This is a genomic window from Chitinophaga jiangningensis, assembly GCF_900142605.1.
Taxonomy (GTDB): Bacteria; Bacteroidota; Bacteroidia; order Chitinophagales; family Chitinophagaceae; genus Chitinophaga; species Chitinophaga jiangningensis.
In genome coordinates this window covers 567,631-593,116 of the sequence record NZ_FRBL01000004.1, presented here as the reverse complement: position 1 = coordinate 593,116, position 25,486 = coordinate 567,631, and the positions used below count along the sequence as shown (strand labels likewise).

26 protein-coding genes are annotated in these 25,486 nt (G+C 45.6%); 19 read left to right on the top strand and 7 right to left on the bottom strand.

Annotated elements, in window-relative coordinates; genetic code table 11:
- Positions 1-135: 135 nt before the first annotated feature.
- The 9 genes from BUB18_RS12680 (at position 136) to BUB18_RS12635 (ending at position 7,982) form a co-directional block, all read left to right on the top strand.
- On the top strand, positions 136-1,362 hold the full coding sequence (locus BUB18_RS12680; RefSeq protein ID WP_073081231.1) for a DUF6807 domain-containing protein: 1,227 nt from the start codon (positions 136-138) through the stop codon (positions 1,360-1,362).
- A 116-nt stretch (positions 1,363-1,478) separates the two neighbouring features.
- A complete protein-coding gene (locus tag BUB18_RS12675) occupies positions 1,479-1,781 on the top strand; it encodes a hypothetical protein (protein WP_073081230.1) in 303 nt (100 codons plus the stop codon).
- 21 nt (positions 1,782-1,802) lie between these two features.
- On the top strand, positions 1,803-2,303 hold the full coding sequence (locus BUB18_RS29365) for a hypothetical protein (protein WP_143159929.1): 501 nt from the start codon (positions 1,803-1,805) through the stop codon (positions 2,301-2,303).
- Between the two features lie 8 nt (positions 2,304-2,311).
- Entirely contained in the window at positions 2,312-3,310 is a 999-nt protein-coding gene (locus BUB18_RS12660) for a DUF3137 domain-containing protein (RefSeq protein ID WP_073081227.1), read from the top strand.
- A gap of 111 nt (positions 3,311-3,421) precedes the next feature.
- Positions 3,422-3,859: a hypothetical protein gene (locus tag BUB18_RS12655; RefSeq protein WP_073081226.1), complete on the top strand. Its 438-nt coding sequence runs from the start codon at positions 3,422-3,424 to the stop codon at positions 3,857-3,859.
- Between the two features lie 393 nt (positions 3,860-4,252).
- Complete coding sequence (locus BUB18_RS12650) at positions 4,253-5,572, top strand: type VI secretion system contractile sheath protein TssC (protein ID WP_073081225.1); 1,320 nt, start codon at positions 4,253-4,255, stop codon at positions 5,570-5,572.
- Positions 5,556-6,395 carry a hypothetical protein gene (locus BUB18_RS12645; RefSeq protein ID WP_073081224.1) on the top strand — a complete coding sequence of 280 codons (840 nt, stop codon included), beginning with the start codon at positions 5,556-5,558 and terminating at the stop codon, positions 6,393-6,395. The genes BUB18_RS12650 and BUB18_RS12645 overlap by 17 nt, the downstream gene beginning before the upstream one ends.
- 260 nt (positions 6,396-6,655) lie before the next feature.
- A complete protein-coding gene (locus tag BUB18_RS12640) occupies positions 6,656-7,078 on the top strand; it encodes a hypothetical protein (protein WP_073081223.1) in 423 nt (140 codons plus the stop codon).
- 103 nt (positions 7,079-7,181) lie between these two features.
- Positions 7,182-7,982 (top strand): DUF2490 domain-containing protein, encoded by an 801-nt coding sequence (locus BUB18_RS12635; RefSeq protein ID WP_073081222.1) that lies wholly within the window; start codon positions 7,182-7,184, stop codon positions 7,980-7,982.
- A gap of 24 nt (positions 7,983-8,006) precedes the next feature.
- Here the strand turns inward: BUB18_RS12635 and BUB18_RS12630 are convergent, their stop codons facing one another.
- Genes BUB18_RS12630 through BUB18_RS29360 form a run of 3 tightly spaced genes read right to left on the bottom strand, consistent with a single transcriptional unit; the run spans position 8,007 to position 10,608 of the window.
- Positions 8,007-9,788 (bottom strand): hypothetical protein, encoded by a 1,782-nt coding sequence (locus BUB18_RS12630; protein ID WP_073081221.1) that lies wholly within the window; start codon positions 9,786-9,788, stop codon positions 8,007-8,009.
- 3 nt (positions 9,789-9,791) lie between these two features.
- Complete coding sequence (locus tag BUB18_RS12625; RefSeq protein ID WP_073081220.1) at positions 9,792-10,190, bottom strand: GPW/gp25 family protein; 399 nt, start codon at positions 10,188-10,190, stop codon at positions 9,792-9,794.
- Between the two features lie 10 nt (positions 10,191-10,200).
- Positions 10,201-10,608, bottom strand: coding sequence for a hypothetical protein (locus BUB18_RS29360; RefSeq protein ID WP_143159928.1), 408 nt, complete (start codon positions 10,606-10,608; stop codon positions 10,201-10,203).
- 772 nt (positions 10,609-11,380) lie between these two features.
- On the opposite strand from BUB18_RS29360, the gene BUB18_RS12615 reads away from it, so the two are divergent.
- The 8 genes from BUB18_RS12615 to BUB18_RS12580 all read left to right on the top strand — a co-directional run bounded on the left by BUB18_RS12615 (position 11,381) and on the right by BUB18_RS12580 (position 18,920).
- Positions 11,381-12,145, top strand: a complete 765-nt coding sequence (locus tag BUB18_RS12615) for a hypothetical protein (RefSeq protein WP_073081217.1) — start codon at positions 11,381-11,383, stop codon at positions 12,143-12,145.
- A gap of 12 nt (positions 12,146-12,157) precedes the next feature.
- Entirely contained in the window at positions 12,158-12,985 is an 828-nt protein-coding gene (locus BUB18_RS12610) for a TssN family type VI secretion system protein (protein ID WP_073081215.1), read from the top strand.
- Between the two features lie 17 nt (positions 12,986-13,002).
- Entirely contained in the window at positions 13,003-14,163 is a 1,161-nt protein-coding gene (gene tssK / locus BUB18_RS12605; protein ID WP_073081213.1) for a type VI secretion system baseplate subunit TssK, read from the top strand.
- Positions 14,164-14,205: 42 nt separating this feature from the next.
- Complete coding sequence (gene tssO, locus BUB18_RS12600) at positions 14,206-14,724, top strand: type VI secretion system TssO (RefSeq protein ID WP_073081211.1); 519 nt, start codon at positions 14,206-14,208, stop codon at positions 14,722-14,724.
- A 39-nt stretch (positions 14,725-14,763) separates the two neighbouring features.
- Positions 14,764-15,150 carry a type VI secretion system tube protein TssD gene (gene tssD, locus BUB18_RS12595; RefSeq protein WP_073081209.1) on the top strand — a complete coding sequence of 129 codons (387 nt, stop codon included), beginning with the start codon at positions 14,764-14,766 and terminating at the stop codon, positions 15,148-15,150.
- Between the two features lie 114 nt (positions 15,151-15,264).
- The gene (locus BUB18_RS12590; protein ID WP_073081207.1) at positions 15,265-17,346 is read left to right on the top strand and encodes a TonB-dependent receptor plug domain-containing protein; all 2,082 of its coding nucleotides are present in this window, start codon (positions 15,265-15,267) and stop codon (positions 17,344-17,346) included.
- 9 nt (positions 17,347-17,355) lie between these two features.
- Positions 17,356-17,946: an HmuY family protein gene (locus tag BUB18_RS12585; protein WP_073081205.1), complete on the top strand. Its 591-nt coding sequence runs from the start codon at positions 17,356-17,358 to the stop codon at positions 17,944-17,946.
- 26 nt (positions 17,947-17,972) lie between these two features.
- Entirely contained in the window at positions 17,973-18,920 is a 948-nt protein-coding gene (locus BUB18_RS12580) for a DUF6607 family protein (protein WP_073081203.1), read from the top strand.
- A 92-nt stretch (positions 18,921-19,012) separates the two neighbouring features.
- On the opposite strand, the gene BUB18_RS12575 is transcribed toward BUB18_RS12580, so the two are convergent.
- Genes BUB18_RS12575 through BUB18_RS12565 form a run of 3 tightly spaced genes read right to left on the bottom strand, consistent with a single transcriptional unit; the run spans position 19,013 to position 22,096 of the window.
- A complete protein-coding gene (locus BUB18_RS12575; protein WP_073081201.1) occupies positions 19,013-19,771 on the bottom strand; it encodes an MBL fold metallo-hydrolase in 759 nt (252 codons plus the stop codon).
- Positions 19,772-19,776: 5 nt separating this feature from the next.
- Complete coding sequence (gene coaA / locus BUB18_RS12570) at positions 19,777-20,733, bottom strand: type I pantothenate kinase (protein WP_073081199.1); 957 nt, start codon at positions 20,731-20,733, stop codon at positions 19,777-19,779.
- Between the two features lie 10 nt (positions 20,734-20,743).
- Positions 20,744-22,096, bottom strand: coding sequence for an NAD-dependent succinate-semialdehyde dehydrogenase (locus BUB18_RS12565; protein WP_073081198.1), 1,353 nt, complete (start codon positions 22,094-22,096; stop codon positions 20,744-20,746).
- A gap of 116 nt (positions 22,097-22,212) precedes the next feature.
- Here BUB18_RS12565 and BUB18_RS12560 point away from each other — a divergent pair, with 116 nt between their 5' ends.
- Positions 22,213-23,370 carry an MFS transporter gene (locus BUB18_RS12560; protein WP_073081196.1) on the top strand — a complete coding sequence of 386 codons (1,158 nt, stop codon included), beginning with the start codon at positions 22,213-22,215 and terminating at the stop codon, positions 23,368-23,370.
- A gap of 3 nt (positions 23,371-23,373) precedes the next feature.
- On the top strand, positions 23,374-23,817 hold the full coding sequence (locus tag BUB18_RS12555; RefSeq protein WP_073081195.1) for a GNAT family N-acetyltransferase: 444 nt from the start codon (positions 23,374-23,376) through the stop codon (positions 23,815-23,817).
- A 171-nt stretch (positions 23,818-23,988) separates the two neighbouring features.
- Here the strand turns inward: BUB18_RS12555 and pyk are convergent, their stop codons facing one another.
- Positions 23,989-25,476, bottom strand: coding sequence for a pyruvate kinase (gene pyk / locus BUB18_RS12550; protein WP_083549868.1), 1,488 nt, complete (start codon positions 25,474-25,476; stop codon positions 23,989-23,991).
- Between the last annotated feature and the right edge of the window lie 10 nt (positions 25,477-25,486).

Below are 25,486 nucleotides of genomic sequence, written 5' to 3'. Positions count from 1 at the left end.
GCGAGTTAATTCATCAAAAATATGTAATTAAAAATAACCTGCATGCATTCCCGTTGCTGTAAAATTAAATTGCCGTTGCGCAGTGTACTTGCGCGGGGCGAAACAATCTATTATCTTGGGCTGACAATCAACGTTATGAGGAACATTCTATTTACTGTACTGCTGGCATCAGCTATGGGCGGGTATGCGCAGGATATGCGTTTAACCGTAAAGGCGGGGGCGTATGCACGGACGAACACATTAGTGAGTTATAAAACGGACAAGGCATTGCCGACTGGCAAGGCCTGGAAGCTGGAAGAGGTAACGGCTGGGAAAAAGGAGTCGGTACCGGTACAGATGGACGATGCGGGTGTAATAACCTGGGTAATGAGGGGAACCACTGCTTCAGGGGCGCAGCGTGAATACCGCCTGTATGCCGGGAAACCGGCGGCCCGGGGACTGATGCGTGCGGAAGTTAGCAGCGCTGGCATCTCCCTGAAACAAAATCAAAAACCGATTTTACAATACAATACGGCCATTGTGGACCCACCGGTGGGTACTGACACGGTATATCGCCGTAGTGGCTTTATTCACCCTTTGTGGGCACCTAATGGGGTGGTGCTGACTGCTATTTTTCCAAAGTCGGGCCATGCGCATCATATGGGCATTTGGAGTCCCTGGACTCACACGCGTTTTGAGGGAAAGGTGACAGATTTTTGGAATGTGCATAAAAAGGAGGGTAAAGTTTTTTATGCCGGTACGGAAGCTGTTGCCGGTGGCGATGTTTGGTGTGGTTTCCGTGTGAAACAGGAGCAGGTGGCTTATCCGGCACCCGGGCAGGCAAAAGTAGCTATAGCCGAAACGTATAGTGTAAAGGCATATGAGGCCACCAGTAACGGTACGCGCCGGTTATGGGATATGCGGACGGATTTCAGTTCACCTTCCGATAGTGGGATAACGCTGTTGCAATATCGATATGGTGGTGGCTTTGGATTGCGTACTACGCCTTATTTTACCAGCAAAACCAGTCAGGTATTGACTTCTGAGGGCCATACCCGTAAGAATGCGGATAGTACAAGGGCCCGATGGGTGATGATTACCGGAAAGGCGCCGGAAGGAGAGGCCGGGCTGCTGATCATGAATGCACCCGATAATTTTGATAGTCCGGAGCCTTTGCGGGTATGGCCGGAAGACATGGATGGGGGTGAATTAATGTTAAATTATTCGCCAACAAAAATGAAAACCTGGCAGCTGGTTCACGGGAATGTATATACGTTGAAGTATCGGGTGATGGTATACAGCGGGCGTTTGACGGCAGAAGAAGCGGAGGCTGTGTGGAGAGATTACGCATATCCGCCCGAAGTAGTTCTTTCGCGTCATTGAACAAAAAAAGCATAAATTTTATTATTTTAGTATTCTGATCAAACGGATTATTCTGTTAGCCTCCTGTCGTCCCTGTATCATATTGTGATAGTTATCCTTAACCACAAATGTGCAATATGAACAGTCGAGTTAATTCCGATCCGGAGAAGCCGGAGAACAGCACTGAAGATGATCCGTCATGGGGAGGAGTGATAGTCGGATTGATGCTTGCAACGGCAGGGGGCGGGCTGATATACAACCGGTATCAGCAGTTTCATGATATGGATAGCGACCCCATCAGTCTTACCAGGATAGAAACGCTTATATACAAAGTTTCGGGAGGCAGTGAATGGGTATTGCTGGCGGTATATGGCATTGTAGCGATAGTAGGTTTATATCTGACGATCAGTAATATTATCCGGTTAAGAATTAAACAGTAACATGTTATTAATCAGCGATACATGCGCAATCTCCAGGAATTGAAGGTGATGCTGCTGGCAATGCACCAGAAAGATGTAAAGCAGACTACTTTAGCCTTTTTTTTGGCCGAATTCATTACTATACTGACTGTATTCCTGGTAACATTTCTGGTGTATGATGAGGGCACATTGCCTACGGTATGGGGATGGTTGTTAATGGCAGGATTGATTTTGTTACCTTCTATACCGTATTTGATATTGTTATATGAAACGATTGCCCGGCCGGCGCAGATCATTCATTTAACGGATTTGCTGGCGAGGGGAGCGGTGGTTGACGGGTATACGATATTTACGAAGTACAAATTCAGGTTGCCGGGATTGAAATTTTTTCCGGCATACTTTACGAACATAACGATTGGCAACGGAAGCCAGGTTTTTACATTTCCGCTATCAGCGGCGTACATTTCATCTTTTAAAATTTTAATCAGCGAAGAGGTTAGCGCGGTCAATGGGTTTTCAGGCATAAGCTGGTCATCCAACTGAGTTAGTGTATGAAGTCGGCGAACAGTTTCAATGAATTTGCAGAAGTTTATCTTCAGCAGGATTTGCGGCGCATGGAAAAGATGCGTATCAATTTGCGCAAAACCTGGTGGTGGTGGCTGTTATTGATTGGTTTTATCCTGCTGTTTTACTTTTTTGTGGTGCAGCCTGTGCAGTTGGATCAGGAGGAAGGGCAGGAGTGGTATACCAAGATGGCCTATATAGGTATTGGGCTTTTATTGGCGCTAGGTGGAGGTATGCTGATTCGTAACCTGTTGATCCGACAGTTTATTGACCGGCCGAGAGTGGAGTTGGAGGCGGATTATAAGGAGAAGGTGGTTAGGACGCTGCTGCATTTCTGGGAGCCTGGGTTACGATATGATCCCGATCATTGTTTTTCTTATGAAGATTTGGTGCGCAGTGGATTTTTTAGTGCGGAGGGGACTTATTACCGGGGCAATGATCTGATTTCGGGGCGTAGGAACAACCTGAGTTTCCGGATCTGTGACCTGGTCGTTACGAGTATTCCGGACGGGAGGAACATCCGGAGGCAGCAGGAGCTGCTGTTTTGCGGCAGTTGTGGTGTGTTGGAGTCGCCGCGTTTTTTTGATGTGCCTGTATATGTATTTACGAAAGGAGTGATTCCACGTGGGGAGCTGCGTTTGGGGCATCATATACAATTGCCGGATGTGGCATTTAACCAGCAGTTTACAGTTTTTTCGCCCGATATTGCGGAGGCTACTTATTTGTTGAAGCCTAATTTACTAAAGCATATTGCTGCGTTGAAGTATGCGGCTACGGTGCAGGTGTTTTTAACATTTTACCAGCAGTATATTTATATTGGTATCCATTCAGGCATAGATTATTTTGAATTGAATTTTAATTGTTCATTAACCGATACAGGCCGGATGTATAATGAGTTGGTGGCATTTGGTCATCAGTTGGATCTGATGGGGAATGTGCAGAAAAATGTGAGCATCTGGACCGTTGCGGCCTTCTCCAGGTCGTAGTTTCCCCACAATTTTCATTCGGGGACTAAAAAGTTTAAAAAGCTGTATTGCGGATGGTGAGGATGCATAACTTTGTTATGTAATCAGATTGTTTGTTTAACCAGATTAACCATGTTGAAGAACCCAGGGATTGGCGGCACTGAGATCAGGCCGGATACCCAAGAGTCCATCGCGGAGATTTCTCCTAACAGAACATTATTTGCAGAGAAGTTGACACAGTTTCCGCCGTTACGGCCGGAGATAGTGAAGGGATTGTCTGGCATAGCGGCGGTGTTTGCGCATTACCGTCCGGCGGTGAAGGTAACGTTTAAGGATGCACGTGGGGCGCCTGTTCGGGAGGAGCTGCGATTTAAGGGGGTGGCGGATTTTGGTCCGTCGGGGATTACGGCGCAGAGTGCGTTTTTACAGGACATGGCGACCACGCGGGCCTTGTATTTGCAGGTGCTGAAGCATTTGCATACGAATAAATTATTGCGGGCGGCATTGGAGGATGAGGAGGCGAAGCGATCGTTGCTGGAGGTGGTGGAGCGGTTGGAGGAGGAGTTGTGAGGTTTTTTTAGGGAGATGTTAGTGACGTGGGGCATATCATACCTTATTGCTTTTTCAGGGGAGTATCAATGGTGTTGCTAAAAGTAACGCATCAATTGGTATGCTTGAAGGGAAATCAGGAGAAAGTAGGTGCCAGCGGAAAGCGTACTGCAATTTAATTTGTAGGAAGATGTTAGTGACATGTCGTGTTATTAGAGCTTACAAATATGAATCCACATTAATGGAGTATGGCACAGTAAATAGTATTGACATCTAAGATATTATGTGGGATTTGGATTGATAACGAAGGCTCAGCCTCCCCAAGGGTAATGGTTTGGCGGTGAACAGTCAGCACTGCCATACCAACCAACATTTCAAAAAAAGTAATTTTCATATACGTTTAAAACCATTGTTATGTTAACCACAGCAATTCAATTGGCCCTGCCATTGCAGGCCCTGGGAAACTTTGGCGGATTTGAACTGTTGGAATCCGCCATAGAAGGCACCCAGAATTTAAACCCCGAGCGCAAAGCGAGGCGGCATTTATTTCTGACAGAAGCCTCCAAAGAAGGCGACCGGATACGACTGAAGAAACTATTGCAAATCTGGGCAGCGTTGTTGAAAAGTGATGGAGGAATAACTGAGATGCAGGCAGTTTGCAATGAATCAGTACTTGAAGCAGAAACCCTGCTGAAAGAGAATTTGCTGTTAGCATTAGATGAATCCAGGGAGCTGGAACAGTCCTACCGCAATGTATCCCTGTTCTTTAGTAATACAACTACCGATAAAGTGAAGAATGTCAGTTTCCTGAATGTAGCGCCGGAACAGCTGCGTGATGCCGATAATACCCGCTTTTTGGATGCGGTGAAAGGAGAACTGCAGCAACATTACGACCGCCTTGATTTACGTGAGAACTATAGCTTACTGGTTATTCCCGGCTATGCCGGCTCTAATCTGATCCTGGAACGCTGGGCAAGAATTGCTTATGATAATAAATGTATGCTGTTAACCGACTTCTGTCAGCTCGATGCGCCGGATGATGTCATGGAAGTATTTGAAATGGCGCAGCTAACGGGTGCTGATCCCTATCGTTCCAATGTTATTATGACATGCAACTGGTTGATTGGTCGCGCCAGGGCGGAAATGGTAGGCGAGGCAAATCACCTGTATGTACCCGCATCAGGCGCCTTAGCCGGCAGGATCTATCAAACCATCATGTCGCAGGTAACCGCCGGTAAAAAATATGGTAGCCTGGTAGATGTCGAAGGGGTCAACTTTCCTTTGAAGAAGAGTGAAATTGCTTCCCTTGAAAAGCTTGGACTGGTGCCTATTGTCCAGGAATATGGAAAAGTAATGGCATTCAGTGCAAGAACGCTCTTTACAGGTGATAACCTGGGATTGCAAACTTATTCTGTCGTCCGCGTTTTCGATTATGTAACGAAAGTATTGATAGACTTCCTGAACCGTCGGGCATTTGAGAATTTCAGTGCCAATACCCGTAAGGATTTACAACGGCAGATCATTCAGTTCCTCGACGGCATTACCGGACCAGAACGCCTGATCGAAGATTTTGAAATCCGAAGGTTTGAGCAGGATACAAGGGATAAGGATACTATTCATCTCGACATCTTTCTCAAGCCTTATTTCCCGGCCAGGAACTTCCTGATCCGCATGGATGGACATAAAGGAGAACATAACAATGAATGGGATACGAACTATGAACAAACCCGCTAATTGGCTGATACTACTGGCTATGCTAGGTTCCCGCCAGGTTCTGGCACAGGCAGATACTATTTTTGTTACCGGGAACGCAGCAACCCTGATAACCTGCAAACATCCGGTGAAGGCAGTACAAATAGAAAGTGAACATCCCTGGTTTGTTACACAAATCGTTGGAAAGGTAATCATGATCCGGGCAGCCGGTATACCGCCAATTCTATTGAACGCACTGGTAGTTACCACAAAGCAGGTGTATCCGATAGTGATCATGTATAATGCTGCCACAAGCACTGGGACTTTGCAGTATCGTATCCCGGGCAGACGAAAACCGCCTAACCATGCATGTACGGAAAGCAGCTGGCAGGAACTACTGGCAGTGGCTGATAAAATAACCAATGGATTTAATCGTTCGGACACTGCCGGCGTTGCACGTATCGCTGCCAATTTTCTGAACGAATCCGGCAAACTACATTGTAAGGTGAAACAACATAAAATTTCTGCCGGATTTGTTCGTGGAATGAAATTAAACGGGTTGTTTTACCTCCACCTTCAGATGGCAGGCAAATCTGTCATCCCCGCTGAAATTGAAGCCGTGAGGGTTTTACAGCTGGATGTAAGCACAAAAACAAAGGACGGAGTGCCGCTGATGCTCCGGACAGGAAATCCATTGGTGATAAAAGGCAGGAAGACTGCACTTGGACTGGTGATCCCCGCTTTACCCCTTGGTGAAGTGATAATCCTGGTCGCAATAAAGCTGCGGAATATTACTCCTCCATTGATAGTGAAAATCAGACGGAAGAATTTACCACCGTATATGCTGCAGCCTGACTTTTCATGACAGCTTATGGAGGTTGAATTAACTGAAAGAAACACTTTTGACTGACATAGATTGAAATGGCTAATTACACAGATGGGATGTTTTTACATTCTTCTTATTTGGGTTAATGATAAGTAGGAAAAGCCCTGTGCGTGTGCTATTACCACAGGGCTACCTGCTTTTTTGATTTATATGTACTGTTTTGGGATATGGAATTCCTGATTTGTACTAACAATAAAGGCGGATAGACTTTAATTTAGCAGCAGAATTATGAGCAATAGATGAAGGTAGTTTTGCGAACTTTAGTTTGGATGATGATAGCTGTGTTTTTCCAGAGCATGGAGGGGAAAGCAGCGCATCTTCCTGAACCTTCATTTTACAGCCGGGTGGATGCACACACGGCTATACCATCCGAAATACTTACATGGGCGCATACCCAAATACCATTAACGGCCCATACTACTGTTGAGCCATTTCAGGATGTTGAATTCGTTGCCGAAGAAAGCGATGAAAAACAAGTAGCGCAAGGTGAGCTGCCGCTGCTGTGCCTGAAACTATGGTATAGCATAAAAGAACTGCTGTTGCTACAAATTGATATACGGCTAACTTATTGCCTTCAACGTGAAACAGCACCTGTTTCAATTACCTCCCCACCCCGCTATATTCTGCACAATCAATTACTGATTCCTTTCGGTAATAGCTGATTTCCAATAATATTATTATTTACAGTGAACAATAATGCCTTAGTGTGACTGCTAAAAAGTGGTCACACTGGAGTGCATCATTTTTACCAGGTCAACAGCTATTATGAAAGTAAAATACAGCACCATTCATATTTCTTCAGTCGCCATATTGCTACTCCTTTATGCAACCCACGCTTCAGCACAGATCAGCCCACCAGGCTTAGGAAAAGCAAATACGGCTTTCTGGTTGGCGCTTGGTTTACGCCAACCTTTGGATACAGCCGGCAAAATAACCTCGCTGACCTATGTAGGAATTGGGAGGACCAGCAACCCTACCCGCGATGCGGATCCTTTCCATAATCAGGCAATCCTGGTGCTCAACCAGGAATTTTATCATCAATACAGGAAAAACAGGGAGTTTTCTTACGCCCTCAGTTACCGCAGGCAAAACAGCTACGAGGAGGCCTACCCCTATCATAGTGCTGATCCGGCATTTGAACAAGAGTTTCGCCTCTATGGTCGCTATGCCATGAGCACCGCCATAGGGCGACTGAAATGGAAGAACACACTGCGCCAGGAGTTCAGGAAGTTCTTTATGCCTGATTTCAAAACCGGGGAAGAGAACTATCAGTTCCGGACCCGTATCAAATCCCAACTGAGTATGCCGCTCTCCGGCGCCAATCACCCAAAGTTGAGTGGAAGTGCAGAACTGCTGTTTTCAATCAGCAAAGAACATGAACCACAGCAATGGACCCGGTTCGGATACCGTGAAACCAGGTTCACTGTCTATTATACAACCCATCCAATGCATTTGCCATTCACGCTTGATATCGGATATATGAATGATTTACTGGGCACGGGGCATAATTTGACGGATGTGCATTACCTGGCGATAGATATCATCTGGGAACGCAAAAAACATTAATAGACATGAATGTCCTCGCAAGTGTTAGTGAGAATCAGAACCAGTTTTAGCACCCGGCAGTAAAAACACACGATAAGGTACCAGGCCTACCCCTCTTTGGTGAAGCTGCCGGAGCACTGTTTTCTTGTAATATTCGAGAAGGGGAGGTGTACAATCAGTAGCTGATGAACTCAGTGTGATATACACATCAATGGTTCTCTCATACCCATGTCCGGCAGCTACGGATAATATTACGCCTTTGTCTATTCGTACATGCGTACAATAATGTCCTAAAATAGCACGGCAACATAATTCAATATCCGCTCCATTTACGATTCTGTTTTGCGAATACAGTTGTGCGCGGAACAGTTGCACCTGCTTTTCCGGAGAGGGGGCAGGTGTACCTGGGCATACTGTTGCGAGATTGAAAATACTTCCTGGTCGGAATATGCTGGTAGCTTGCTCTTTCCATTCGCTTCGCGGTGGCAGCGGTGGCAGTTGGCTACCCTGTGTAGTAAAGTATTCGAATGTCAGGTGGGTGGAACCTTCCAGGGGCTGAAATGCGATCATGGGAGAAACGGATCGTTGCGTATGTTCATGGACAATCTCCTGGATATAATTTACTTTCTGTGTTAATTCTTCCAGGGTTTGGAGCAGGTTGTTATGGCCAAGCTGACCAATTAACTGCAGTTCTTCCTTTAGGCGTGATGTACCGTGTTCTAGCACACTAATGAGCTCTCTTTGATCCATCCTCCTTTTCTCAGCATGCAGCAGGTTTACTTCACCAGGCTGTAATTCAGCAGTGGTCCGCTCGGTAACATGTTTATAATAGCGACCTGACTGATCTGTAACTCTCCCGAGACATAGGAATTCGTCTTCGCAAGCTAACTGGAATAGGTTATACAACGGATGTATTGTATGAATGAGTTCTGCCACGCCTATGTTGACAGCGGGAAAACAATTGATATAACACCTGATATAGTGGAGGTATTCATGCGACATTCCAGGGAATTCTAAAGTAATCCACCAATTGCAATCGGGTAAATCAATCAGATGCTTATCCAGGAAGTTGTTTAATATGGGAGGTGGTGCTACGTTGCGGTTTGGTGTCAGGTCACACGATGTAATCATCATGGTTTGTTGACGATAGTTTTCCAATGCAGGCTGTGTATATATGTCAGGTAATATGCGGTCTGTTGGTATTTCTTCATGAAAATATTGCTGGCTTACTGCTGCTGCCTGCCCATTAATGGTGCATTTCAACAGGGGTAATAACGGGTAAATTTCATCTTGCAGTGGTGAGGTGGTTTCAAAGAAAAGGGACAAGCCTGCAATATTTGTTAACAATGGGTGAGAAGTTGTCACCATAAGGATAATTTGCGCTGTGCAGTTGGTGAGTATTGGTTCGGTGATAATGACCTCCGGTTGTAAATGATCATCCATACGCACGATATAGTCAGGATATATGATGTGTGTTAGTTCTGCCGGAAACAATTTATGGGTTCCGGCTGGAATAAAAGTATGGTTTGCCGGAGCAGGATTAAATATATGCCGCTGGCCGATCAAGGTTATATCAGTAGGTGTTGCATGGAGCAGGGTATAACCAGGCAGGCTTGTTGTTACGGTATTCTTGAGCAGAACGGATGCCAGGTGTTGTGTAATACCGGCCAGCATTTGTTCATGTAGCTGGTGCAGCTGAGCAAGTTCACCGGCCAGTCCTTCCATCAGGAGCGTAATAATGGGGTCTGGCGGAATGACATTGTTGGTGCTGCCATTTAAATGTGAGGCAGCCAGCTGTAGTAACCGTGATCTGATAGCTGATTTCATTTTTCATTTATATAGTAATGGATGAATCAAAAGCTGGTAGTCGATAACGAATTCCTGATTACAAAAAATAGTGCACCCAATAAGGCCAATGGCAATGCTGTTTTCATGATCAAAGGAAACTGAAATTTTAGTCTGCTTTATGCGCGATTCAAACAGTGAAAGATATTCCTGGAAGGATTGCTCAATATGTGATTTTAACATTTGTTCAGTTGGATTGATACGGATGCTTTGCTCCCATAACGGGAAGCCATAGTCGGGTGCATATTGATGCTCGCCCTGGTAGGTATTTACAAGTAGCCATATATGCTGCCTGATTGACTCTTTTATATGAATTCTTGGCTGCCTGTGTCCTTGCAGTAGTTCATTTAATTGCAATGGTATCTGTAAGTATTTATTATGCATGATTATTTGTTTAAAAAAGACCTATAAATTTCTTTTTGTCGTACCTGATTCTTAGTGCTTCTATGCACCCTTGTTTGCTTCTGGCGAGCGAAAGTGATATAAGCCTGATATTCTTTTTATGCTGAAGTTGGGCGCAGCATTGCAAAAAGGAAGTCGTTTCCTTGTCATTTATGATGACGACTGTTTCCTGTTGATTACACAAATACTTCATTAATTCTTCCGCAGGCTTTTTACCTTCCAGTAACTGCAGTAATAATTGATGGAATGCCTGATCGCTGATGATGGGCGGTGCAGGTGTCGCAGCCACCGGTATTACTGGCACGGGTTCCGGTATGACCAGCGTGGGTGACGGCTTTCTGTCGGCGGGTGCCAGTACTTGTATGGTCTTGATAGTGGTTGTGCGGGGGTCGTTGTTCAAGGTAAGTGTGAGGTGTTGTTCTCCCGGGTATCGGAATGTAATCCGACAGCTATTACCGGTTTGAAAACTGGTGCTATCGCCTAACAGGCGCCATTGGCAAGTAAACGAAGTGTCATTCCTGGTGTAGTATACATAAGGAGTGCCGGCGAAGGCCTGTGCTGGTCCTGTGATAACGGCACGTGGCAGGACGACAGGCAGGGTATCCGGATTGGGGGCGCAAATATAAATGCTTTTAACAGCTTTGCTGTTGTTTAATATTGCGATGATATGAAGGTTTCCGCTTGTCGCTGTTTTGTAATGAAGGGTGTTTCCAATCCGGTATCTGTGCGGACTGATGATCCATACAGGACCTGATGATCCTGACTGGCAGTGGGTATTTATTTCGAATGCCTGATTTACCGTATATACGTTACCGTTGTTTATAATTATCTCTGAATCATTTTGCGTTGATTCTTGTTGGCAAAGTATAATTATAATACTTGCAAATGCAAGGGTTGCAGACACTGAGAATATGATGATGTCATATGTGTTCGATGGGCTGAAATGCTTCATCGGTAAGAGTTTTGGTTATCAAACAATGTATAGTATGGTATAGTTAATACTTGGTCTGTTATGCTGCAAATATGATTTAATTTTTCTTTAGAAAAATGCTGAAATGAAAAATATTTTTTTGTTCTTATTTTTAAATTCATATACTTTTGTGACGTGCATCTGTCACATTTTCTTTACTCCATTTCCTTCAGGCTTTTTTTATTAATAGTTAACCGATTTTATGCCTGATAGTATTTCATTTCACGCTGCTGCCACAGAAACGATATCGTCACTTCTAAAAGATGACAAGTTTGTTGTGCATAAGACAGGTACTGCTTTACGTGGCCTGTTACCGGAACTGGAGTTTGATTCTTCCGGGGAATTATTGTTAAGACGGAATAGTATCTATGATGTATTGCCGGAGTTTTTATTTCATGAAAATATATCTCCGGAGGCATTGTCAAATGTGGAAAAAATGGCTGTACATAGCAGGCGACTGAAGAAAGAAGAGGCCGTAGCGAGACGTTTCTTTTTCCCATATGATAACCTGTTGTTTGAGTACAATTGCTGGCTGTCAGATTATACGTTAGCCGTAGCTATCAATCAGGTAGAACTACCTGAGCTGGTGAGCTTACAGGAGGAGGATTTAATAACATTTGCGGATGAACTCTCTGTAATGTTTGGGGAAAAAGTAAGTATAAGGTGTGTACGCGGGCAGCGGAAAATAGAAGCTGGCTTACATGGTAGCGTTAAAGAAATCAAACTGGGGTATTCGTTTATATTGGGAGATAGTTGCTTTATGCTAATGCCGCTTGTAAATATTACTATTGGCCCAATTTCGCTATTGAGTACGGTTGATTATATGCCGTACGCCGAAAAGGGAATTGCATTACGGCAGGTATGTGTCGGGAGGCTTCCGGCAGCAGTGGATATATATTGGAACGTATTACCTCCTCTGTCGGAGTGCTGCGGTTGCTTTCAACTTGGAATAAATAGTTATTGTTAAACTTAGCTGTAAATGAAAAACCTGTTACTGTTAACCTTGCTCGCAGGAGCTACTGTGGTCCTGACAATTATTTGCTGGTACTGGTGGCCCAAATCGGCAAAAAACAAACCTCTCATTTTACTCCTGATTCTTGCAGGAGCTTGTATCGGATGTATTACTACATTACTACTGCCCCAATTGCTGACGAGTGCCTGGTGGATATTTAGTGCAGCAGAAGTGGTAGGACTATTAGTGGGAACTTATATTTCAATGCTGATAAGCTTACTGCGTTTAAATAGGTATAAAGGTACGCGACTCATACTTGTTGTAGCCATCTGTTACGTAATGCTTGTAAGTACGTTGATATATTCCTGCTGCTATTGGGCCTTCGTTACATCTCTAACCACCGTATTGCTCTGGCGGGCACAAGTACTAGTGTTGCCGGCTACCATAATCATAGAAATGGGAAAGGCTTTTTATTACCTGCCTCCTCCTGCATATGCTCCGTGGGTTTACCCGTTAGAAAATGTCATACAGGAAATTGTAGAAAGTGATATGGATGAGCTTTTGGTTGTTGGCCTTCGGATCACTAAGTCTTCTGCCGATGATTCCCTGACCTATTTCAGGGCCAGGGCTCCATTACATATTAGCTGGGGAGATTTCTTTTACCATTTTCTGAATGATTACAATGAAAAGCATCCGGAACAGCAGATTGAGGTGACGGATGCTGGAGGAAATGCCTGTTACTGGCAGTTTTTTAGAGTACGGAACTGCTGGCCGGCTGCGATAATTGATTACAACAGACCTGTGCAATTTACCGGGATTAGGGAAAATAGCGTGATTGTCTGTGTACGTGTATAACCGATGAATTATTGACCATGGATACACCTGTTTATTATCCATTTCTGAACTGGCAGGATGGAATGAAAGTAAATAGCCAGCACTTTACAGATCTGGAGAATGCGCTGATTTCAATTAATCAGCAACTGTTCCGGTCGACAGTTGGCCACTGTCGTTATGGACTTTTATACGAACCAGGAAAAGCACCAGGCTTGAAGATGACCATTACACCCGTCGCTGGAAACGCGTATTGTATATTGCTTAATGACTGCTATGCTGTTACCCCGGGAGGAGCCTATATACGTATTCCAATCCAGGTAAGGGAAGAGAGCCTGCGGCCTTTATTGGAGTATACCATTGAGCTGCCTGCGAAAGGAAATCAGCAATACCTGTTCCTGCAGGTGCATTCCTATCAACGTTTGCCGGCAGGGCATACCAATACCGATGTATTGCCGTTTAAAACATATTATACGGTAGAGGAAATGCAGTTGACTTTAACTCCCCAGTTACACGATGAGGCAGGTATTTCCACATGGTGGCAACTGCCCCTGGCCAGGCTCATTCATCAGCAGGGATATTGGATACCTGACCCGACTTACATTCCGCCCTGCATGAACCTGGGAGCACATACACAACTATTGGAAATGGCCATCAGTACACATGCACAATTGGGTTATATCCATACTTATTGCAAACTGATCATTCAGAAAGTATATGCTCGTCAGCAATCCCAGGAACTGGCTACCGCTCTGCTCTATATTGCCGAGCATTTATCTGCCATGTTGTTACATCAAACGTGCTGGCACGGTGGCGTACTACCGTACATTCATCCGTACGATTGGTATTGCTACCTATACAAAATTGCAGCTTGCTGGTGTACTGCATTGGAACAACGTGCTGGGCATATGAAGGAAGAATTAATGCTATACCTTTCAGAATGGGGAGATTTCTCTCCAGGGGAAATGGATCAAATATTTGCTGCGGCGCTCATCGCGGTATACAAACATCAGGATATGATGGCAGCACTGCAACCATTATACGTGTTTGTTGACCTTCTGCATAGGGTTACACATGCCATCAGCCAATTGGACTTTATTGGCAAAAGGCCTGACACCAATATTTTTGTGAAAGAAGAGAAAGCCGTTAACCCCGTATATCAAAAGCAAACAAAGAAGTCCAGATGGTCCTTTTCAGAATAAGATTGGCCATATGGCTTTCACCCAATTAACTGATGGCATCCAATGAAACCATTAAATCAAATAGCAAGAAAGAAATCACTGCTACTGTTTATACTGTTATATCTGTTATCAGTAGGACTATTATTCACAAGTGTATTTTACCATTACCAGGTTCCGAAATTGGAAAACCGCGTACTAAGAGATGAATTGCTTTACCAGGAATCACAGCAAGTGTTGCGGGATTCATTTATGACGCGACTGGCAACTGTTAAACAGGAGCTAATTGCGGTAAATGAACCTGGAAATAATGCCATATATACCGATCAGATTATTGCTGCTACACTCGCCGGTATGCGTAACATGATTCCTGCATCAAATCCGAACTTCTCATTTTATGATGATGTTGTTCAATGTTGCCTTCAATTGCAGCAATGTAAGCAGCAGCTAAGAGAAAGCACTCAATCACAGCAGATTATCATGACACTAAAAACAGAAAATGCGACGCTGCTACAGCAACTCGAGTCAAGAACCAGAGACCTGGATAATTGCAGAATGCTGTTGGTAAATAGTCGTGCGCAATAACCAATCAGTTTGTTTGTTAACCTTTTAAATGTACTCATTATGTCGTTTAAGTCGATTCTCACCATCAATGGAGAAAATTATAACGTCCAGCGTGTGGCCTACACCTTAAGTCAGGAAACGGATGCCACCGGAAGGCCCTCTTCCATTACAAGAGGAGGGAGGATTACACTAACTGTCGAGTCAACAGGTAAAACTGACCTTTTTGAATGGATGGTGAATAATTTTGAACGTAGAGACGGTACCGTTACTTTCTATAAGAGAGACACCGATGCAAAACTAAAATGCCTGGAATTTAAGGAAGGATACCTGGTTAAATTTGAAGAAGTTTTTCATTACGCAGATGAACATCCTATGACGATCTCCTTTACCATTTCAGCCAGGGAAATGAGTATGGGAAATGCCAGCCATATTAATGAGTGGGTGTAAATAGTTACTAATCCTGCTGATATTGTATTTCCGTATTGCGTAAATGAATTTCCCGTTTGAGTAACGCTGTTAATTCTTCGGAGTCTACTTTCGCGGTACAATTCTAAATCAGAAATGCTGAAATATATTATCCTGATAGGCTGCCTGTGGTGGCCCTGGAGCCTATTTGCCCAAACAGATACTGTTGCAGATAATAAAGTATTGCAGGAAGTAGTAGTAACCGCTACACGGAACGAACAACTACAAAAGCAGATACCTATAGCCGTTACTGTTATTAAAAAAGAACAACTCCAAAGTATGGGAGCCATGCACCTGGATCAGGTGCTGGCGGAGCAAACCGGGCTGTTTATTACCAGTAATCACGGCACAGGAGTGCAGATGCAGGGTCTCGAAGCCGAGTATACATTAATATTGCTCGACGGTGAGCCGCTGATCGGAAGAACAGCTGGAACCCTTGACCTGTCAAGGATAGTGGTGAGTAATATTGAAAGAATAGAGATTGTTAAAGGTCCTGTTTCTTCCTTATATGGCAGCGATGCCATGGCGGGTGTAATCAATATAATTACCAGTAATAAAAGCAAAAAAGGTCAAACAAATGCCACTGCGAGATATGGTAGCAATAATACGTGGCAGCTGGATGCTGGTACGCTTATTCCATATGAAAAAGGTAGCTTTTCACTAAATGGAAACTATTTCGATACAAAAGGATATACCATTGGTGATGCGGTGAATCCCAGTGTGTTTCCATATCATGCTGCTACAGGACAAACCCGCTGGCAACACGATTGGAATCATAAATGGCAGACAATAATCGCAGGAAGGTATTTCGATCAGCGGGTCTCCGGTTATTTCGATGACGGTGGGAAACGGGTACTGGATAATACAAAGGAATCAGATGCAAACGCATCTCTGGTATTGAGGTTCAAGCCTGCGAATCAGTGGACGCATCAACTTCGTCTCTATTATTCCCGGTATGCCACAAATGAAAAAATGGAATACAAGGATGATAAGAGGTTATATGATGCATCCTTTTTTACGCAGCAATATATAAAGCCGGAATACCAGTTCGACTGGGTAATGAACAAAACCAATATCCTCACCGCTGGCGCAGGATATATTCATGAGTCGCTGGAGGCTACCAGGTATGATGAACGCATGTCGTTCAACAGCGGATACCTGTTTGTGCAGGAAAACTGGCGTCCAACCAATGCATGGAACGTGTTGCTAGGTGCCCGGTTTGATACACATAACCAGTATCCCAGCCAGATCAGTCCAAAGATGTCAGTGTCATTTAAAATAAATGACTACCTGAAAGTGCTCGGTACTGTAGGCAGGGGGTACCGTGCGCCTGATTTCAGGCAGCTGTATCTGCACTTTAATAATGCAGCAGTAGGTTACAGCGTAGTAGGTACAAAGCTGGCAGCTGAGATCATCCGGCAAATGCAAGCCGCAGGAGAAATAAAAAGTATAAACTACGACCTTGATAAATTATCTGACCTGAATGCGGAAAGCTCCTGGTCTTATAACGTGGGACTGCAATCAAGCCCGGGGAAGTATACACATGCAAACGTGAATTTCTTCCTCAATCGCGTAAGTAATCTGATAGATACCAGAGCAGTTGCACAAAAAACAAATGACTTCAGTGTTTATAGTTATGTAAACGTAAACAGCATTACTACCTATGGCGCAGAAGTAGAAATAAATCAAGCCATAACAAAACATTGGCAGGTGGCGGGCGGATATCAATACCTGATGGCTATTGATAATGAACTGCTCAACAAAGTAAAGAGTGATGAAGTATGCACAGTCGATGAGCATACACACCAGACGCGTGTGTTGACCCGCCGTGAATATTTCGGGCTGTTCAACCGCTCCCATCATGCCGCTAATCTGAAAGTGCGATACACCAATCCACTGCGGGGGCTGGATGCGAACCTGCGGCTGCTCTATCGCAGCAAATATGGCTTTGTAGATGAAAATGGAAACAATGTACCGGATAAGAAAAGTGAATTTGCTCTGCGATATGCGACCGTGAACCTGGCTGTCGCAAAGAGCTTTATTGATCATCGCCTCCGTTTCCAGATAACGGCAGATAATATTTTAAACTATACAGATGCTGCACATATACCTACCTTACCGGGTAGGGTGTATACCGCGGCTTTTTACTTATACATTTCAACATATCAAATAAATTAAATACACTCTATGAAAGTTTTAAACAAACTAACCGGTATCTCTGCTGTAGCATTAGCCTTATTCCTAACCAGCTGCAGTAAAAGCGATGATAATAGTAAAACTCAACCGGTAGTTGAACTCAAAACCACTACTGTTACAAATCTTGCCGCAGATACTGCGAATAAGGGCTCCTATACGCTTTACAGCCTCGCAGATAATAAGGTTATTGCTAATGCTGATTCCGCCTCTTCGAAATGGGACATTGGCTTTAAAGCAACTTCCATCATCATCAATGGTGGTGTAAGCGGCCCTGGTAAAGCAGTAGGCCAGGTAGTAAACGGCGTTTTCAACAATCTGACGGAAGCTCCGGCTACAGGTTATGTCACAGACTCCACCAGTAACCTCACTTTCAAAAGCTGGTATAGCTACAATGCTACCACGCATATTATCTCCGCCGTTCCAGGCAAAGTACTGATTATTAAAACACCTGGTGGTAAATATGCCAAAGTGGAAATCCTCAGTTATTATAAAGACGCGCCAACCAATCCGGACCTGACTGCTGTATCCAGACTGTACAAATTCCAATACGTACTGCAAACAAACGGTACTGCTAAATTTTAAGACCAATTAACCTGCATTATATATACATGAACAAGATCGTTAAAATTGCCTTTGCAGGCATCGTATGCCCACTTTCTCTTTTTGCACAGAAAGAGGCCGCCAGGCTAAAAGAAGATAAAGCGGCTATAAAAAGTATGTGTGGCTGTATGGAAGTGACTTTCGAGTACACGGAAACATTCCCGGGAGATTCTTCATATAAGCCTAAAGGTTATCATAAAATCACTGATGCGGTAGAATACGTGACTGTAGCGGAGGAAAAAGGGGATCGTATCATTCTGCAACACCTCCTCGTAGCAGGCGGAGAAGTGATCAAGCACTGGACGGAAGATTGGATGTTCCAAAACCAGCAACTGCTGACCTACGATAAAAATGATCGCTGGGAAAAGAAGATCCTTCCCGTGTCAGCGGTGAAAGGACAATGGACACAGAAAGTCTATGGTGTTGATGATGAGCCCCGCTACGAAGGCACTGCCACATGGATTCATGCCGATGGCCGCCACTATTGGGAAAGCACCGCCGATGCGCCCCTCCCGAGAAGAGAGTATACTACCCGCAGCGATTATAACGTATTGCAACGTACGAATCGCCATGAGCTCACCAGTTTCGGCTCCCTGCACATCCAGGACAACAAAAAAATCAAACGCGAAAATGGTAGCGACCTTTTCATCGTAGGAGAAAAAGGGGTGAACACCTACAAACGCATCGATGAAAGCAAATGTGAGCAGGCAAAAGCATTCTGGGAGCAAAACAAGGCCTTCTGGGCTGTGGTGCGTGCACAATGGGAGAAGCTATATGCAGCTGGTAATACCATTGAGCTGAAAAAGAAGGTAAACGACCAGCCATTCTATAAAGTAATGATGGACCTGGAAGCGAAATCCCGCAGTAAGGAGCTGAGCGGCGCTGCATTGGAAATTGCTATCAGCGGCGTGTTGCAGCAGTTTATTCCGAAAGATATACAATTGGGAAAGCAATAATACGCGTGCACAACGGTCATGTTGTTTGTGCGTCTGGGAAACCGCTAACCAATTGGGGAAACATTTTCAGCTCCCCCAACCGGTAGTTGTAATTAGTTAAGTATGATCCAATCGCCGGGATCAGGGATATTGCATTCCTTCCCGGCTACTGCTACCGCTACCGCCAGGTCTTCGCGGGTCAGCGGGCAATGATTGATCGCTTCCATATGAACAGCAATTACATTGGTATTAGCAGGATGATTGATCACCTCCAGTACATCGTTGGCCGTCATGGTAATCGGATCGCCCTGTAGAAAACGGGCAGCACCGGAATTAACCACCGTATGATTCGGTTTATAGGTGTCCAGTGCCTCTTTTACTTCATCGCACCAGATTGTATCACCGGCAATGTATAAACGTTGTTTGCCGTCCGCAATAACAAAGCCCGACACAGGCGCCATGAGCTTTCCTATTTCTCCGGTGCCGTGCTGGCCACCGGTACGGTGTATGGAGAAGTGTTGCCACTTCATACTATCCACAACGGGCAAAACGTTGGTAAAGCCCGCGGCGGTAATTTTATCCGCGTCTTCCGGCTGACAGATAATAGTAGTGTCTTTAGGGATCATCTGCTGCGCTGCTGCATCCCAGTGGTCACGGTGGGTGTGTGTAACGATCACCGCATCGAGATCTTGCAGCATGGTTTGCAAAGCAATGTCGCTGAGGGTAATATCCGCCGTAGGGTTGCGGACAGGGTTGGCAGTGTTGGCAACGGGGTCCATGCTACCCTTAGGACCCAGCATGGGATCCACCAGGATTTTCTTGTTGTCCCATTCCAACAGGAACGTGGCATTTCGTAAGAATAGTAATTGCATGTTGATCAGGTTTTCCTGAGTTTGATGGATTGAACAAAATGGTTACTGCCTTTCTCCAGTATCAGTCCGGCTCGGTAGCGTGTAGGTGCAATGTTCTGCTCCAGGTTGGGTTTGTTGATGTCGTCCCAGATCTGGGTAGCCAGTTCCACGGTGGCGCCGTCCGACAAACTTGCATACCGGTGAAAGAATGAGTCCGGATTCTGAAATGCTGTCTGCCGCAGGGACTCAAAGCGGGCGATATACCATTTACGGATATCTTTTTCAGCAGCATCCACATAAATAGAAAAATCAAAGAAGTCGGATACGAAAACAGCCGGGTCTTTCTGCTGCTGACGCGGACGAACCTGCAATACATTTACCCCTTCCACAATCACTACATCTGGTTGCTCTATCCATTGTAACTGTCCCGGCAGCACGTCATATTCCAGGTGGGAATACAGTGGCGCCGCCACGCGCTCCTTACCGGATTTTACGTCCGCCAGGAAATGGATCAATCGCTTGATATCGTAGCTCTCAGGGAATCCTTTACGGTTCATGATGTTGTTTTGCTCGAGTACCTTGTTTGGATACAGAAATCCATCTGTCGTAACGAGGTCTACACGCGGATGTTCCGGCCATGCCTGTAATAGTCGTTGCAAAACCCTTGCTGTCGTGCTTTTGCCTACAGCCACACTCCCCGCGATGCCGATGATATAGGGTACCTTATGCTGCTGGCTACCGAGAAAACTGTTGGTAGCCTGGTGTAAACGTTGAGAAGCGCTTACGAATAAGTTGAGCAGGTGTGCCAATGGCAGGTATACCTGGGTTATTTCATCCTGGGTCAGTGGCTCATTCATACCGTGTAATTGTTCCAGGTCATAATCAGCCAGCTGCAGTTTAGCATCGTTGCTTCTTTCTGCCCATTCTTTGCGGGAGAAAGTGATATAGGGAGTATAGCGGTCGCGTTTAAGAGATGTGGTCATGTTCTTAAGCCTAGTGTATATAAACGGTTTTAACGTTTAAAAATTCGTGTGTGCCTTCCAGTGATAATTCCCGGCCATAACCGGATTGCTTAACGCCCCCAAATGGTAACCTTGCATCTGAGCGCATCATCGCATTTATAAATACATTGCCGCTTTCAATCCGTGTGGCCAGCCTCGCTGCCTTTTCCAGGTCTTTGGTCCATAATGCGGAGCCAAGGCCAAATTCCGTTTCATTGGCCAGGGCGATAGCAGCATCTTCGTCAGCAGCTGAAATAATAGCCGCCAGTGGTCCGAATGTTTCTTCCCTGAAGGCAGTAGCATCTACGGTGACACCAGTCAGCAGTGTAGGGGCAAAGTTACATCCTTCATGCGTGCCACCCAATACCAGCCGCGATCCCTGCTTTACACTCTCCCCGAGCTGCCGGGCCAGGTCGTCTGCCAGGTCGGGGCGTGCCATCGGTCCCATATTAGTGCTTTCCTGCATCGGATCACCTTGTTTCAGTTGACGGATGATATCGCTGACGGCAGCGGTAAATTCTTCCAATACCGGCTGTTCCACGATCCAGCGCTTGGCTGCAATGCATGATTGCCCTGCATTCTGCATGCGCCCCTGCACGGCCGTTTTAGCGGCTTCTTTTAGGTCGGCGTCCTTTAATACTATAAACGGATCACTTCCGCCTAGCTCCAACACGGTTTTCTTAATATACTTTCCTGCCAGCGCAGCCACACTTTTGCCCGCCGGGGTACTGCCGGTAAGCGTTACGCCCTGGATGCGGGGATCGGCAATGATGGGCTCTATATGTTTGGATGATAGCAGCACCGACTGGAAAGTACCCATCGGAAAACCTGATTCAGTAAAGAGCCGCTCTATTGCCAGCGCGCAGCCGCTCACATTGCTTGCATGCTTCAGAATGCCCGCATTTCCCGCCAGGATGTTGGGAATTGCAAAGCGGAAAACCTGCCAGTATGGGAAATTCCAGGGCATTATAGCCAGGATAATCCCCTTAGGTTCATAAGATACATAACTTTTTTGTGCATCTGAAGTAATAATACGTGGTTGGAGTATGGATTCAATATTTTCTACATAATAATCAATGGTAGTAGCGCATTTCAGCACTTCTGCAGTGGCTTCCTTCAGGGTTTTACCCATTTCCCGGGTAATAATGGTGGCATGTTCGGTCACATTGTTGCGCATGGATGTTGCAATTCCGGCCATCCACTCCCTGCGCTTGTCCAATGGCGTTTTCAACAGTTCCCGGTAAGCCTTTTCGCCGGTAAGCAGCTTGGTGGCAATCTCATTTTCCGTGTGCTCCTGGTATTCCGCAATTAATTCCTGTGTGTAAGGATAGATACTCTTAAACATAACTATCTGCTTTTAACGGTGAACAATCCCTACAAATTTACCGTTTCCGGACTTATGAAAAGCACCCCTTCAGTTGAGCCGTTTGGGTTATCTTTGCATCTCGAAAACCGGATTTTATGGCCTTAAGCAAGTGGAATATCGCCATCATGGCGCTCTGCACGGGATTGATAGTTGCAAATATCTATTATAGTCAGCCCCTGATGGTATTGATGGGAGAGGAGTTTCACGTATCAGAATCCAATGCGGGGCAGGTAACCTTTTTTACCCAGGTAGGGTACGCCCTAGGACTCCTATTTTGCGTACCACTGGGGGATATGCTGGAAAAACGGAAGCAGATTGTCATAATGACACTGGCCTCTGCCGGCGCCCTTGTGGTATCGGCCTTATCGCAGTCGATCGGCATGCTCAAAGCTGCGGGCCTGCTCATTGGTTTCACTTCCGTTGTACCACAGCTCATCCTTCCGCTGGCGGCCACGCTCAGCACCAACGAAAACAGGGGGAAAGTAATCGGCATCGTTACCAGCGGTTTGCTCATAGGCATCTTATTATCACGCACATTAAGCGGTATTGTAGGCCACCATTTCGGCTGGAGGGCCATGTTCTGGATTGCGGCAGGGATCAGCGTATCGCTGGCCGTCCTCATGTTTTTCTCCTTTCCGAAGAGCCAGCCTACATTTAAGGGGCATTATGGGGACTTAATGCGTTCCCTGCTCACGCTCATCAGGGAACAGCCGGTACTCAGAGAAGCGGCGGCTATCAATGCCTGTTGCTTTGGGATGTTTGGCCTTTTCTGGACAACCGTGGTTTTCCTGTTATCCGAAGCACCATTTCATTACGGGAGTGACAAAATAGGCATGATGGGCCTTGCCGCAGCTGCCGGTGCTTTGGGGGCACCACTGGTGGGCCGCATAGCGGATAAAAAGAATCCGCGTATAGCCGTTGGGTATGGCATCTGCTTCCTGTTTCTCGGATACTTCCTGTTTTATATTTTCAGTGCAAATATTATCGGCATCATTGCGGGGATCATCGCGATAGACCTGGGCGTACAGGCGATTCATGTGTCTAACCAAACGCGGGTGTATTCCCTGATCCCTTCTGCACGCAACCGGCTCAATACCGTGTATATGACTGCCAGTTTTATCGGTACCTCACTGGGCTCAGGCATCGGGCTATGGGTGTGGGCTGCCGGCGGCTGGACGGGCGTTTGCATCGCCGGTACCTGCCTGATTTCCATTGCCGCCATCATCTATTTATTCACCTATAATAAGCGATAAACCATGCAGTATGAGATTTCGCCTGTACCTGTATCCGCCTATCCGGAAGTAACAGCTGTATGGGAAGCCTCGGTGCGGGCCACTCATGATTTCCTGACCGAAGCAGATATACAGTTTTTCAAACCGCTGATCCTGAATGAATTTCTGAAAGCGGTGACCTTATGCTGCATCAAAGATGAAACGGGGCGTATTGTAGGATTTGCCGGTACTGCAGAACAAAAACTGGAGATGTTGTTTGTGGACCCTGCCGCAAGGGGGAGGGGCATTGGAAAGGCCCTGCTGGCGCATGTAATAGCCAGCCAGGAGGTGACCAAGGTGGATGTTAACGAGCAAAATACCCAGGCGGTAGGTTTTTATCTCCATAATGGATTTAAAATAATTTCCCGCTCAGCGTTGGATGGGATGGGAAAGCCTTTTCCGCTGTTATTAATGGAGTTGGAGAAATAACAACGGTCAGGCATATACGTACGTAGTTGCCTGACCGTTAAAAATAAAGAGATATTCTGCATATGCTTGTATGAGTGATTTTTTCTCCGGATGTGTAATTCGTTTGTGCCATAAAAATAAAAACGCCCGATCTCTTGCTGATCGGGCGTTTCATTAATATGCAGATAATTACTATTCTACTCTTGTAATCTTGAGTGTATTGGTAGGCAGATGCAGTTTTACCGGTGTGGAACCAGTGTTTACTACTACATCACCCGCTTTGATGAAACCTCTTTCTTTCAGGATATTGATCTGATCGAATACGATATCATCCAGTGATTCTTCTTCTTCGTAGAAGAAGGCACGCACGCCCCAGCTCAGGCTCAGCTGATTTACCAGTGTTCTTTCTTTGGTAAATACATAGAGTGGAGAGCGTGGACGGTAGGAGCTCAGCATGAAGCCGGTGTAACCGCTCTGGGTCATACCGATCAGTGCGTCAGCGTCCAGGTCTTCGGCGATTTTACATGCATTGTAACACAGTGCATCGCTGAGGAAGGTAGGAGAGTGGCGGTGAGGGATCAGGTTACGGTTGTAAATGATCGCTTCTTTTTCCACTTCCTGGATAATTTTATTCATGGTCTGGATTACCAGCACGGGGAACTGACCTGTAGCGGTTTCGCCAGACAGCATCACCGCGTCAGCGCCTTCCAGCACCGCGTTTGCCACGTCGGTAATTTCAGAGCGGTTAGGGCGGGTACGGTCCATCATGGATTCCATCATCTGCGTAGCCACGATTACAGGCTTCGCACGGTGGATACATTTACGGATAATATCTTTCTGGATCATTGGGATCTGCTCTACCGGCAGTTCCACTCCAAGGTCACCACGGGCGATCATCACGCCATCGCTTTCCCAGATAATCTCTTTCAGGTTCTGGATCGCTTCAGGTTTCTCGATTTTAGAGATCACCTTCATTTTAGAATTGCGTGCTTCCAGGCGCTTGCGCAGATCGATCAGGTCTTTTACGCTTCTTACGAAGGAGAGCGCCACCCAGTCACATTCCTGGTCAATGATGAATTCCAGGTCAATGATATCTTTTTCTGTCAGGGCAGGGAGAGATACTTTGGTATCTGGCAGGTTAAAGCCTTTTTTACTGGACAGTACGCCTGGCAGCGTAACTTCCGCTTTAATTTCTCCTGCAGGAGTAATTTCTTTTACTACAGTCTCGATTTTACCATCATCCAGCAGGATTTTCTGGCCTGGACGCAGATCTTTATACAGGTCTGGGTAGGAAACATAGATTTTCTCCATATTACCCACCACTTTTTCGTTGATAAAAGTGAGGATATCGCCGGCTTTCAGCGGGAGGGCGTTGTTCTCAATTTCACCTACGCGCAGTTTAGGACCCTGCAGGTCGGCGAGAATTGCTACGTTGTATGGTTCAGTTTTGTTGATCTGGCGGATGTATTCGATGATCCGCAGTTTGTCCTCATGCGAGCCATGGGAGAAGTTCAGACGAAAAACGTTTACACCTGCTTTTACTAGCTCCAACAATTTGTCATAGGTATCACTAGCTGGGCCTACGGTAGCCACAATTTTAGTTTTGTGGGAAGAGTGCTCTCTACCGGCAGCATTGTCCATCTGCTTGTGATAATATTTGGAAAGATCCTTTGTACTCATAAGTCTTATT